The sequence below is a fragment of the Paracoccus pacificus genome (assembly GCF_042680785.1).
Taxonomy (GTDB): Bacteria; Pseudomonadota; Alphaproteobacteria; order Rhodobacterales; family Rhodobacteraceae; genus Paracoccus; species Paracoccus pacificus.
The window spans coordinates 44,605-57,530 of the sequence record NZ_JBHUEN010000006.1 but is presented as its reverse complement, the minus strand read 5'-3'; the positions used below and the strand labels follow the sequence as shown (position 1 = coordinate 57,530).

Here is a 12,926-nt window from a genome sequence, read left to right as displayed (position 1 = left end):
CGCCATGGCCGCGCTGCCCGTCCTGTCCGTCGCATCCGAGGCCGTGCCGCTGGTCAAGACCGGTGGTCTGGCGGATGTCGTGGGCGCGCTGCCCGCGGCGCTTATTCCCGAAGATGTCGGGATGCAGATCATCCTGCCGGCCTATCCGGGCCTGCTGCCGCGCCTGACCTCGCCCAAGGTGGTCTGGGACGATCCCGATCTGTTCGGCGGCCCGGCGCGGGTCCTGCGCGGCGTGGTCGAAGGCACGACCTTTCTATTGCTGGATGCGCCGCATCTGTATGACCGGCAGGGCGGTATCTATGCCGGTGCGAACGGCGACTATCCCGACAACCCCGAACGCTTCGCGGCACTAAGCTGGGCGGCGGCGCAGATCGCCATGCGCGGGACATCGGACGGCTGGCGGCCAAGGATCTTGCACGCTCATGACTGGCAGGGTGGCCTCGCGCCCGCCTATCTGCGCTACGCCGGGTCGGATGTGAAATCGGTCCTGACCATTCACAACATCGCCTTTCAGGGCAATGCGCCGGCCGACCGGCTGGCGGCGCTGCGCCTGCCCGCGTCCGAATTTCACCGCGAGGGGCTGGAATACTGGGGCGGCATCTCGACGCTCAAGGCCGGGCTGGTGACGGCGGATGCGCTGACCACCGTGTCGCCCACCTATGCCGAGGAGCTGATGCGGCCCCAATTCGGCATGGGGCTTGAGGGCGTCGTGGCGTCACGCGCCGATGTCCTGCACGGGATATTGAACGGGGTGGATGAAGCGGTCTGGTCGCCCGGCGCCGATCCGGCGATTCTGCGCGACTATGGCCCGGCGTCGCTGGCCCGCAAGGCACAGAACCGCGCCGCCTTGCTGGCCGAGTTCGGTCTGTCCGAGCTACCGGGGCCGCTGGCCATCGTGGTCAGCCGCCTGACCCATCAGAAGGGCATCGACCTTTTGGCCGAGACCATGCCGGCGTTCATCGCAGCGGGCGGCGGGCTTGTGCTGCTGGGTTCGGGCGAGCCGGCGCTAGAGGCCGGGATGCGTGATCTGGCCGCGCGCCATCCCGACCGGGTCGGCGTCCGCATCGGTTATGACGAGGCGCTGAGCCATCGCATGTTCGCCGGCGGTGACGCGATTCTCGTGCCGTCGCGGTTCGAGCCTTGCGGACTGACGCAGATGTATGGCCTGCGCTATGGCGCGGTGCCAGTGGTCGCGGCGACCGGGGGGCTGAACGATACGGTGATCGGCCTGACCCCGGCGGCCGAGGCGGTTGCGACCGGGATCAGCTTTCATCCCGTCGACGCCACCGCCTTCGCGGCCGCGCTTCGGCGGCTATCCGCGCTTTATGCGGATCGGGCGGGCTGGACGGCGCTGGTCCGCCGGGCCATGAAGGCGCAGGTCGGCTGGCAAGAGCCGGCCGGCCAATACGCCGCGCTTTACCGGAACCTGCTGACGTGAACCGAACCCTTACCATGAACGAAAAGCCCCCGGGCGCACGCCGAGTCATGCCGCCCCGCCCGGCCCGCATTCTGCCCGGCCGGCCCTATCCGATGGGCGCGACCGTGGTTGATGGCGGGGTCAACTTTGCGGTTTTTTCGGCGAACGCGACGCAGATCGAGCTTTGCCTTTTCGCCGTCGACGGGACCGAGACGGCGCGGCTGCCGCTTCCGGCCCGGAACGGCGATGTCTGGCACGGTTTCGTTCCTGGGCTGGCGCCGGGCGCGCTTTACGGGCTGCGCGCCCACGGCCCTTATGCGCCGGCCGAGGGGCACAGGTTCAACCCAAACAAACTGCTGATCGACCCCTATGCCCGCGCGCTGCACGGGCCCCTGATCTGGGATGATGCGCTTTACGGCTATCAGGTGGGAAACCCGCAGGCGGACCTGTCGTTCGACGACCGTGACAGCGCGCCCTTCGTCCCCCGATCGGTCGTGACGGCGGCGCCCGAGGTGAACCCGCGGCGGGCATTGCGCCGAACCACCCGCGACACCGTCATCTATGAGGCGCATGTCAAGGGACTGACCGTCACCCACCCCGAGGTGCCCGCCGATCTGCGCGGCAAGTTCGCGGGTTTGGGGTCCGAAGCGATACTGGCGCATCTGACCAATCTGGGCGTCACCACGGTCGAGCTTTTGCCGGTTCAGGCGTTTCTGACCGACCGGTTTCTGATCGACCGGGGGCTGGACAATTATTGGGGCTATCAGACCATCGGCTTTTTCGCGCCCGAACCGCGCTATCTTTCGGGCGCGCAGGACGAATTCGCCCGCATGGTCGACCGGCTTCATGGCGCCGGGATCGAGGTCGTGCTGGATGTTGTCTATAATCATTCGGGCGAAGGCGATGAGCTGGGCCCGACGCTGTCGTTCCGGGGTCTGGACAATCGCAGCTATTACATGCTGGCTGAGGGCGGGCGCTATTACCAGAACCACACCGGCACCGGAAACTGTCTGGACATGAACCAGCCGGCGGTGCTGCGAATGGTGATGGATTCGATGCGCTACTGGGTTCAGTCGATGGGTGTCGACGGGTTCCGCTTTGACCTTGCCACGGTGCTGACGCGCGGCCCCAACGGTTTCGTGCCGGGATCGGCTTTTCTGGATACGCTGGCGCAGGATCCGGTGCTGTCCAACGTGAAACTGATCGCCGAGCCCTGGGATGTCGGGCCGGGCGGCTATCGGCTTGGCGCGTTCCCGCACCCGTTTCACGAATGGAACGACCGTTTCCGTGACGATGTCCGGCGTTTCTGGCGCGGCGACAACGGTATGACTCCGGCGCTGGCGCAGCGGCTGCTCGGCTCGGCCGAATTGTTCGACCACGCCAACCGCAGCGCCGCCAGCAGCGTCAATTTCGTCGCCTGTCACGACGGGTTCACTCTGCGTGACGTGGTCAGCTACAGCACCCGCCACAACGAGGCGAATGGCGAGGACAATCGCGATGGCCATGCCGAGAATTACGCGTCGAACATGGGGGTCGAGGGGCCGAGCGACGATCCCGCGATCATCGCGGCGCGCAGTCAGCGCGCCCGCAACATGCTGGCGACGGTGATGCTGGCGCAGGGGCTGCCGATGATCCTTGCGGGGGATGAAATCGGCAATTCGCAGAACGGCAACAACAACGCCTACGCGCAGGACAATCCGACCGGCTGGGTCGATTGGGCGGGCTCGGACCCGGCGATGATGGGTTTCGTAAGCCGGCTGATCGCGCTGCGCCGGTCCAGCCCGGTTCTGTCGCAACGGCATTTCCTGCACAGCAATATCCGCGCCGTCGACGGGCTTCCCGATCTGGAATGGCGGTTGCCCGATGGCTCGACGCCCAGCCCGCAGGACTGGCAACAGCCGGAATGGAAAACGCTCTGCGCCGTCATTCGCGGTTCTGCCGAAACCGATCTGGATGCGGGCGCGACCGAGGTTTTTGCCGTGTTCAACGCCGGCCCCTCGGGTCAGGTCGCCTTGCCGTCCGGCGTCTGGCGCCGCGCATTGGACACCGCCGCCCCCGCTGCCCCGTCAAGCCCCGCCAGCCGGAATGCGGCGATCGCGGCGCAATCCGTTGTCGTATTCACCCGCCCCCCGGGCGACGAGCCCACCCAAGACGAGCCCACCCAAGTTGAGGGAGACCCCGCATGACCGCGACCACCCGGCCCACCAAACCGATCGAGGGGCAAAAGCCCGGCACCTCGGGTCTGCGCAAGAAAACCCGCGTCTTCATGCAGCCGGGCTATCTGGAGAATTTCGTTCAGGCCATTTTCGACGCGATCGGCGGCGGCGCGGGCAAGACGTTCGTGCTCGGGGGTGACGGCCGTTTCTTTGGTGCCGAGGCCGCGCAGATCATCCTTAAAATGGCGGCAGCCAATGGCGCGGCGCGGGTGATCGTGGGGCGGGACGCGCTTTTGTCCACGCCGGCGGCCAGTCATCTGATCCGGCTGCGCGGAACCGATGGCGGTTTCATCATGTCGGCCAGCCACAACCCCGGCGGCCCGGACGAGGATTTCGGGCTTAAATTCAACACCACGAACGGTGGCCCCGCGCCCGAAGCGGTGACGGACGCGATTTTCGCGGCCAGCGGGAAGCTTTCGCAGATACATATCTCGGACGCAGCGGACATTGACCTGAGCCGTCTGGGCGAGGTCGATCTGGACGGGATGGTGGTCGAGGTGGTGGATCCGGTCGCCGATTATGCCGCGCTGATGGAAAGCCTGTTCGACTTCGCGGCGCTGAAATCGCTGTTCGCCGGTGGCTTTCGCATGCGCTACGACGCGATGAACGCGATCACCGGCCCCTATGCGACCGAGATCATCCAGAACCGTCTGGAGGCCCCGGCGGGGACAGTAGTAAACGCCACGCCCCTGCCGGATTTCGGCGGTCTGCACCCCGACCCGAACCCGACCTGGGCCAAGGCGCTGATGGATGAGATGATGGGCCCGGACGCGCCCGATTTCGGCGCCGCCTCGGACGGGGACGGCGACCGCAACATGGTCGTCGGTCGCGGCATCTATGTCAGCCCCTCGGACAGTCTGGCGGTGCTGGCGGCGAATGCGCATCTGGCGCCGGGCTATAGCGCCGGGCTGAAGGGCATCGCGCGGTCCATGCCGACCTCGACGGCGGCGGACCGGGTGGCCGAGGCGCTGGGCATCCCCGCCTATGAGACGCCGACCGGCTGGAAATTCTTCGGCAACCTGCTGGACGCGGGCCGCGCCACCATCTGCGGCGAGGAAAGTTTCGGCACCGGTTCGGACCATGTGCGCGAGAAAGACGGGCTGTGGGCGGTGCTGCTGTGGCTGAACGTGCTGGCCGCGCGCGGGCAGGCGGTCGCCGAGATCATGGGCGATCACTGGGCAAAGTTCGGGCGCAACTACTATTCGCGCCACGATTACGAGGCGCTGCCTGTGGCCGACGCCCAGGCCATCACCGACCGGCTGCGCGGCAAGCTGTCGTCTTTGCCGGGCACCAAGGTCGCGGGGATGGAGATCGCGATGGCCGATGATTTCGCCTATGCCGATCCGGTCGACGGTTCGGTCAGCAGCAATCAGGGTCTGCGCGTCGTGTTCACGGACGGCTCGCGTCTGGTGGTCCGCTTGTCGGGAACGGGGACCGAGGGGGCGACGCTGCGGCTTTATCTGGAACGCTATGCCGATCGCGGCTTTGATCAGGATGTTCAGCAGGCGCTGGACCCGCTGATTCAGGCGGCCGAGGCGCTTGCCGGCATCCGCGAGATCAGCGGCCGGACCGGCCCCGACGTGATTACCTGAGGGGCGATTGATGACAGCGGAGTGGTGGCGGGGATCGGTGACCTATCAGGTCTATCCCCGGTCGTTTCAGGACGATGACGGCGATGGCATCGGCGATCTGCAGGGGATCACGCGGCGTTTGCCCTATATCGCTGATCTGGGGGTGGATGCGGTCTGGCTGTCGCCGGTGTTCACCTCGCCGATGGCCGACATGGGCTATGACGTCAGCGATTACCGCGACATCGACCCGGTTTTCGGCACACTGGCCGATTTCGATGCGCTCGTCGCCCGCGCGCATGAGCTTGGGCTGAAGGTGATCATTGATCAGGTGATCTCGCATTCCTCGGACCAGCACCCGCTGTTCAGGTCCAGCCGCAAGGACCGCGGCGGCCCGCATGCGGATTGGTATGTCTGGGCCGACCCCCGGCATGACGGTACCCCGCCGAACAACTGGCTGGCGATCTTCGGCGGCGGTGCCTGGACCTGGGACGCGCGGCGCCACCAGTATTATTTTCACAATTTTCTGGCCAGTCAGCCCGATTTCAACTTTCACAACCCGGATGTGCAGCAATTCCATCTGGACAACATGCGCTTCTGGCTGGAGCGCGGCGTCGACGGGTTCCGGCTGGATACGGTGAACTATTATTTCCACGACCGTCTGCTGCGCGACGATGCGGCGGATTACCGGGTGAAGCGAAAGCCCGACAACAATCCCTATGACATGCAGTTTCACCTGTTCTCGAAAAGCCAGCCGGAAAACCCGGCTTTTCTGGGGCGCATCCGGGCGCTGACCGACAGCTTTCCCGATCGCATGACGGTGGGCGAGGTCGGCGACAACCACCGCTCGATCGAGCTGATGGGCGAATATACGACCGGCGGCAGGCTGCATCAGGCCTATTCGTTCGAGATGCTGGGTCCGCAATTCACGCCCGAACATTTCCGCAGCAAGATCAGTGAGTTCTTCGAGATCGCGCCGGACGGCTGGCCTTGCTGGGCGTTCTCGAACCACGATGTCATGCGCCATGTCAGCCGCTGGATGGGCTATGCCGATACGCCCGAAACGCTGGCAAAGCTGGCGGCGGCGCTGTTGCTGTCGATGCAGGGTTCGATCTGTCTTTATCAGGGCGAAGAGCTTGGCCAGACCGACACCGTGCTGAGCTTTGAGGAACTGACTGATCCGGCGGGGATCAATTTCTGGCCCGAGGAAAAGGGCCGGGATGGGTGCCGCACCCCCATGGTGTGGGAGGCGCAGGCCCCGCATGCCGGTTTTTCGACCGCCGACCGGACCTGGCTGCCGGTCAAGGAACCGCAGGCCGCGCAGGCCGCCGACCGCCAGCGCGATGGCTCTGTTCTGGCGTTCTATCGCCAGATGCTGGCTTTGCGCCGGGCAAGCGATGACCTGCGGCTGGGCGCGACCGAATTTCTGGCCGCCCCGGATCCGATACTGGCGTTTCGCAGGGGCGGCGGCACGACCTGTGTGTTCAACCTGTCGCGGGACAGCGTGCGCTTTGACGGCCCGGCGTCGGGCGAGATACGGATCGCGCAGGCGGCAACGCTGGACGGCGACGGGCTGGCGCTGGGACCGAACGGCTTTGCCATACTGGCCTGAGCGGGTCGCGCCTAGCGCGGCCGGCCATCGGCGGGTCTGCCACGGCGGAACAGGCCGGCGCTGTCGTAAAGGCTTTCCAGCCGCTTCATCCGCGTCTCGGTATCGTCCCATGTGCGTTCAAGAACCGCCGCCAGCAACGCCTCGACCAGAACCAGCAGCGCCACGTTCGAATCCCATGCCGAGGGCACCTCGATCTGGGCCGAGAAGCGAAAGCGCGCGTTGCCCGCCGCCGGGCTGACCCAAGGGTCGGTCAGCAAGACGATCTCGGCGCCCTGCTCGGCCGCGGTGTCGGTCAGGGAAAGGATCGTGTTTTCATAGCGGCGGATGTCAAAGACGATCAGCACATCGCCCGGACGCAGATCCAGAAGCGCCGGCGGCCAACGGTTCGACAGCGCCGAAAGCATCGTGACCCCCGGGCGCACGATGCCCAGTTGACCCACAAGATATTCGGCCAGCGCATGGGTGATCCGGCCGCCGGTCACCATGATGCGGCGTTTCGGATCGGCCAGCATATCGGCGCAGGCGTCGAACTCGGCATGGTCGATACGCGACAGGGTCGAGGTCAGATTGGCCAGAATTGCATCGGCAAAGCGGTTCAGGACATGGGTCTGCGGCGCATCGGCGATCCAGCGGGCATGTTTGGCGATGGGCGATTCCAGCCGCGCCTCGACCTCGGCGTGAAGCTGGGTCTGAAACTCGGGATAGCCGCGAAAGCCCAGCTTCTGCACCAGCCGCAGAACCGTCGGCGATGACACCCCCGCCGCCTTCGCCAGCACGGTCATCGAGCTGAGACCGGCGATCGGATAATTGCGCGTCAGATGGATCGCCAACTGCCGTTCGGCCGGGGTCAGCGAGGCGAAATGCCGCGACATCCTGTCGTCGATCATGCCCAGCGAGTCGTCGTCCTGCTGGACCGGTGGCTTTCCGTTCGTGGGCGTGCTCATGCTTTGGCCCGTAAAGTTTGTAACATGATTGCAACGACTGGAATGATCTTGACAGGATTGCAGGCTCTGGTCCAGCCTGATCGCGGCGAGGGGTTGATGTCCGACAAAATGCTGCCATCTCCGGTCGAAATCGAGGGTGCGGATGCGCCCGGCGACGCGCTGATCATATGCGAGCATGCCGCGAATGACTTTCCCGCGCAATATGGCGATCTGGGATTGTCCGAGGACGAAAAGGCGGCGCATATCGCGTGGGATCCCGGCGCGCTTGGCCTTGCGCGGGGTCTGGCGCGCAACCTGAATGCGCCCTTGGTGCTGGGTACGATATCGCGGCTGATCTACGATCTGAACCGACCGCCGCACGCACCGGGCGCCATGGCCGAAACCAGCGAGATCTACCGGATCCCCGACAATGCCGATCTGCCGGTGGCCGAGCGTTTGCGCCGCACGGCCGGGATTTACCTGCCCTTTCACAACGCGGTGGCGATGATGGTTGCGGCGCGGCTGGCGCTGGGCCAGCGTCCGGTGGTGATCACGGTGCACAGCTTTACCCCGGTCTGGCACGGCACCCCGCGACAGGTCGAGTTCGGGGTCATCCACGACGCCGATGACCGGCTGGCCCGCGCCATCACCGCGCAGGACACCGGGTTGATGACGATGCTGAACGAACCCTACAGCGCCGCCGACGGCGTCGCGCATATGCTGGCGACCCATGCAACGCCCCTTGGGCTGGCCAATGTCATGCTGGAACTGCGCAACGATCTGCTGGCCGACCCCGCCGCGCAGGCCGCAATGGCCGACCGGCTGACGCCCGTGCTTCGGGCCGCAATCACGGCGGTGCGGTGATGCCGGCTTGGCTACGAACCTATGTGCGGGTGGTCGAGGCGGTGAATTACCGGATCGGACGCATCGCGATGTATCTGCTGTTCGTGATGATGGCGATCCTGCTGTGGTCCTCGATCACCAAGGTGTTTTCCGTGCCGGCGCTGTGGACGCTTGAAATGGCCCAGTTCACGCTGGTCGCCTATTATCTTTTGGGTGCGCCCTATTCGATGCAGCTTGGCGCGAATGTGCGCATGGACCTGCTGTATGCGCGGCTGTCGCCGAAAAAACAGGCGCTGTGGGATGTGTTCACGATATTCGCGCTATTGTTCTATCTGGGCGTGATGCTGTGGGGCGCCTGGGAATCGACGGCCTACAGTTTTTCGATCAATGAGCGCGCGCCAAGCGCCTGGCGACCGCCGCTTTGGCCGATCAAGCTGATCATCACGTTCAGCTTCTTCCTGATGATCCTGCAGGCCACCGTCCATCTGATCCGCGACATCGCGATCCTGCGCGGAGAAGAACTGCCATGAGCTACGAGTGGATCGCGATCCTGATGTTCTCGACCATGCTGCTGATGATGATCACCGGCCAGCGGGTGTTTGGCGCCATCGGGTTCGTCGCGGTGGTGGCGGCGCTGTTCCTGTGGGGACCGGGTGGCAGCGATATGGGCTTTTCCAGCGTCATGAAGCTGATGAAGTGGAACGCGCTGCTCACGCTGCCGATGTTCGTGTTCATGGGCTATGTGATGTCGGAATCGCGGCTGGCCGAAGATCTGTATCGGATGTTCCACGTCTGGTTCGGCCCGCTGCCCGGCGGGCTGGCCATCGGGACGATCCTGTTGATGGTGATGATTTCGGCGATGAACGGGCTGTCGGTCGCGGGCATGGCCATCGGCGCCACGATCGCGCTGCCCGAGCTGGTCAAGCACGGCTATGGCAAGCCGATGATCTCGGGGGTGATTCAGGCCGGGTCGAGCCTTGGTATCCTGATTCCGCCCTCGGTCGTTCTGGTGCTGTTTTCGCTGATCGCCCGCCAGCCGGTCAGCCAGTTGTGGCTGGCCGGTATCGTGCCGGGGCTGCTGATGGCGGCGCTGTTCATCATCTATATCCTGATCCGCACCAGCCTGAACCCGGCACTTGCCCCGCCGATGCCGGCCGAGGAACGCGCGCGGATCACCTGGGCCGAGCGCCTTCACCTGCTGCGGGCCGGCATTCTGCCGGTGCTGATCTTCGTCGCGATGATGGTCCCGTTCATCAACGGCTGGACCAGCCTGACCGAATCCAGCGTCATCGGCGCGTTGTCGGCGGTCATCGCCGCGGTGTTGAAGCGGCGCTTTACCAGACAGGTGTTCGAGGTCGCGACCCGCCAGACGCTGGCAATCACCTGCATGTTCATGCTGATCATCATGGCCGCGCTGTCCTTTGGCGCCGTTTTTGACGGGCTGGGCGCGGGGCGCGCGATCGAGAACCTGTTCCTGCGGGAAATGGGGCTTTCGCCGCTTCAGGTGCTGCTGCTGATGCAGCTCAGCTTTCTGGTCATGGGCATGTTTCTGGATGACACCGCGATGCTGGTCATCGTCGCGCCGATATTCGTCGGGCTGGCGCGGGTGCTGGGCTTCGATCTGATCTGGTACGGCGTGCTTTACACGATCACCTGCCAGATCGCTTATCTGACGCCGCCTTTCGGGTATAACCTGTTTCTGATGCGGGCGATGGCGCCGAAGGATTTCACGCTGGGCGTGATCTATCGCTCTGTCGTGCCCTTCGTGCTGATCATGCTGCTTACGCTGGGGCTGATCATCGCTTTCCCGCAAATCGCGCTGTGGCTACCCCACAGCATCTACGGCCAATAACCACAAACCGACAGGAGAGAGAGATGACGACAAGACGTAGCTTTCTGACCACGGGCGCGCTGGCCGCCGGGGCGACGGCGCTGGCGGCGCCGGCGGTGCGGGCGCAGGGCGCACCGATCAAATGGCGGATGCAGACCTATGCCGGCGCGACGCTGGGCGAACATGTCGCCAAGCCCGCGATCGAGGCCTTCAACAAGATCGCCAATGGCCAGATGGAGATCGAGCTGTTCTTCGCCGACCAGCTTGTCCCCACGGCTGAGCTGTTCCGGGCCATGCAGAACGGCACCATCGACGCCGTGCAATCGGATGACGACAGCATGGCCAGTCCGACGGAAGTCACTGTTTTCGGCGGCTATTTCCCCCTCGCGCTGCGTTACTCGCTGGATGTGCCGACGCTGTTCAACCATTACGGTCTGGATGAGATCTGGAAGGCAGAATACGCCAAGGTCGGTGTTCAGCATATCTCGGCGGGATCGTGGGATCCGTGCAATTTCGCCACCAAACAACCGATCAACAGCCTTGCCGATCTGCAGGGCAAGCGCGTCTTTACCTTCCCGACCGCCGGCCGCTTCCTCGCACAGTTCGGTGTCGTGCCGGTCACCCTGCCGTGGGAGGATATCGAGGTCGCCCTGCAAACCGGCGAGCTTGACGGGGTGGCGTGGTCGGGCATCACCGAGGACTATACCGTCGGCTGGGCCGCCGCGACCGGCAACTTCCTGACCAACAATATCTCGGGCGCGTGGATCGGGCATTTCTTCGCCAATCAGAAACGTTGGGACGAGGTGCCGGATCATCTGAAAGAGCTGATGCGGGTCTGCTTCGATCAGTCGCATTACTATCGTCAGCACTGGTATTGGTCGGGCGAGGCCAAGCTGCGGGTGACCGGCGACAAGATGAAGCTCACCACCATCCCCAGCGAGGAATGGGCGACAGTCGAGGCGGCGGCGCAGAAGTTCTGGGACGAGATCGCCGCCGAATCCGAGACCAAGGCCAAAGTGGTGGCCATCATCAAGGAATATAACGACGTGATGTCCAAGGCCGGACCGCCCTACCGTTATTCCTGATCCGACATCGGGTGCGCCGGAACAGTTCGGCGCACCCGGCCCCCTCGTTTGCCAAAGGTGCCTCATGCCCGCCAATCTGACGCTTTCATCCCTGAAAACCGCTGTGAAATCGGGCGAGATCGACACGGTGATCGTGGCGATGACCGATATGCAGGGGCGGCTGATGGGCAAGCGTTTCCACGCCGCGCATTTCCTTGACAGCCATGACGAGACGCATTGCTGCAATTATCTGCTGGCCACCGATCTGGAAATGGCGACGGTGCAGGGATACGAGGCCACGTCATGGGCGGCAGGCTATGGCGACTATGTGATGAAGCCCGACCTGACCACGCTGCGGCGCCTGCCTTGGGCGCCGGGCACGGCGCTCTGCATGGTGGACATGCTGGACCATCACACCCACGAACCCGTCCCGCATTCGCCCCGCGCCATGCTGCGGCGGCAGATCGCGCGGGCCGAGGCGCTGGGGCTGACCCCGATGATGGCGACCGAGTTGGAATTCTTTCTGTTCGCGCAGGGCTACAAGGACCTGTTCGACGCCGGCTATCGCGACCTGACCCCCACCGCGCGGTTCAACGTCGACTATGCGATCACCGGCACCTTTGCGGATGAGCCGGTGATGCGGGCGCTGCGCAACGGGCTTTACGGCGCGGGCATCATGGTCGAGAACACCAAGGGCGAGGCCGAGGCCGGCCAGCACGAGGTCAACGTCAGATATTCGGACGCCATGGACACGGCCGACATGCATGTGCTGGTCAAGGCCGCGACCAAGGAAATAGCTCAGGCGCATGGCCAGTCGGCGACCTTCATGGCGAAATACGACCATCGCCGCGCTGGCTCGTCCAGCCATGTGCATCAATCGCTGTGGCGGGACGGCAAGAATGCGTTTTTCGATGCCAAGGCCGAACATGGCATGTCCGATCTGATGCGCTCTTTCGTCGCCGGGCAACTGGCCCATGCGCCCGCGATCACCTATTTCCTTGCGCCCTATGTGAACAGCTACAAGCGTTTCGTCACCGGCATGTTTGCCCCGACCAAGGCGGTGTGGAGCATCGACAACCGCACCGCCGGTTTCCGGGTCTGCGGCGAGGATACCAAGGCGGTGCGGATCGAATGCCGGATCGGCGGGGCCGATCTGAACCCTTATCTGGCCTGTGCGGCGCTGCTGGCCGCGGGGCTCGACGGGATCGAGAAGAAGATGAAACTGGGCGCCCCCGTCACCGGCGACATCTACAAGGCCGGCGCCGTGCAGGAGATACCGAAAACCCTTGGCGCCGCGGCCGAGGCGATGGTCGGCTCGAAAATGCTGAAGGATGCCTTCGGCAAGGCCGTGATCGACCATTACGCCCGCGCGGCGCTGTGGGAGATCGAGGAACAGAACCGCGTCGTCACCGACTGGGAGGTCGCGCGCGGATTCGAGCGCGCCTGATCATG

At 64.6% G+C, this 12,926-nt stretch carries 10 protein-coding genes; 9 read left to right on the top strand and 1 reads right to left on the bottom strand.

All coding sequences use genetic code 11. The annotated features are described in order from the left end of the window. The first annotated feature begins 4 nt into the window (after nt 1–4). The 4 genes from glgA to ACFSCT_RS01865 are packed head-to-tail and all read left to right on the top strand — an operon-like array spanning nt 5 to nt 6,813. Entirely contained in the window at nt 5–1,438 is a 1,434-nt protein-coding gene (gene glgA, locus ACFSCT_RS01880; RefSeq protein ID WP_379139666.1) for a glycogen synthase GlgA, read from the top strand. Nucleotides 1,439–1,485: 47 nt separating this feature from the next. Continuing rightward, a complete protein-coding gene (glgX, locus tag ACFSCT_RS01875; protein ID WP_379140046.1) occupies nt 1,486–3,603 on the top strand; it encodes a glycogen debranching protein GlgX in 2,118 nt (705 codons plus the stop codon). Then, nucleotides 3,600–5,225, top strand: a complete 1,626-nt coding sequence (locus ACFSCT_RS01870) for an alpha-D-glucose phosphate-specific phosphoglucomutase (RefSeq protein ID WP_379139664.1) — start codon at nt 3,600–3,602, stop codon at nt 5,223–5,225. Before glgX ends, ACFSCT_RS01870 begins: the two co-directional genes overlap by 4 nt. 10 nt (nt 5,226–5,235) lie before the next feature. Continuing rightward, nucleotides 5,236–6,813 carry an alpha-amylase family glycosyl hydrolase gene (locus ACFSCT_RS01865; protein WP_379139663.1) on the top strand — a complete coding sequence of 526 codons (1,578 nt, stop codon included), beginning with the start codon at nt 5,236–5,238 and terminating at the stop codon, nt 6,811–6,813. An 11-nt stretch (nt 6,814–6,824) separates the two neighbouring features. Here the strand turns inward: ACFSCT_RS01865 and ACFSCT_RS01860 are convergent, their stop codons facing one another. Further along, nucleotides 6,825–7,757, bottom strand: coding sequence for a MurR/RpiR family transcriptional regulator (locus ACFSCT_RS01860; RefSeq protein WP_379139661.1), 933 nt, complete (start codon nt 7,755–7,757; stop codon nt 6,825–6,827). Between the two features lie 96 nt (nt 7,758–7,853). Here ACFSCT_RS01860 and ACFSCT_RS01855 point away from each other — a divergent pair, with 96 nt between their 5' ends. The 5 genes from ACFSCT_RS01855 (at nt 7,854) to ACFSCT_RS01835 (ending at nt 12,921) form a co-directional block, all read left to right on the top strand. Then, complete coding sequence (locus ACFSCT_RS01855) at nt 7,854–8,600, top strand: N-formylglutamate amidohydrolase (RefSeq protein WP_379139659.1); 747 nt, start codon at nt 7,854–7,856, stop codon at nt 8,598–8,600. Beyond that, nucleotides 8,600–9,109, top strand: coding sequence for a TRAP transporter small permease subunit (locus tag ACFSCT_RS01850; protein ID WP_379139657.1), 510 nt, complete (start codon nt 8,600–8,602; stop codon nt 9,107–9,109). The genes ACFSCT_RS01855 and ACFSCT_RS01850 overlap by 1 nt, the downstream gene beginning before the upstream one ends. Next, a complete protein-coding gene (locus ACFSCT_RS01845; protein ID WP_379139656.1) occupies nt 9,106–10,431 on the top strand; it encodes a TRAP transporter large permease in 1,326 nt (441 codons plus the stop codon). The genes ACFSCT_RS01850 and ACFSCT_RS01845 overlap by 4 nt, the downstream gene beginning before the upstream one ends. A gap of 23 nt (nt 10,432–10,454) precedes the next feature. Beyond that, the gene (locus ACFSCT_RS01840; RefSeq protein ID WP_379139654.1) at nt 10,455–11,495 is read left to right on the top strand and encodes a TRAP transporter substrate-binding protein; all 1,041 of its coding nucleotides are present in this window, start codon (nt 10,455–10,457) and stop codon (nt 11,493–11,495) included. Between the two features lie 64 nt (nt 11,496–11,559). Next, complete coding sequence (locus ACFSCT_RS01835) at nt 11,560–12,921, top strand: glutamine synthetase family protein (RefSeq protein ID WP_379139652.1); 1,362 nt, start codon at nt 11,560–11,562, stop codon at nt 12,919–12,921. Nucleotides 12,922–12,926 lie beyond the last annotated feature (5 nt).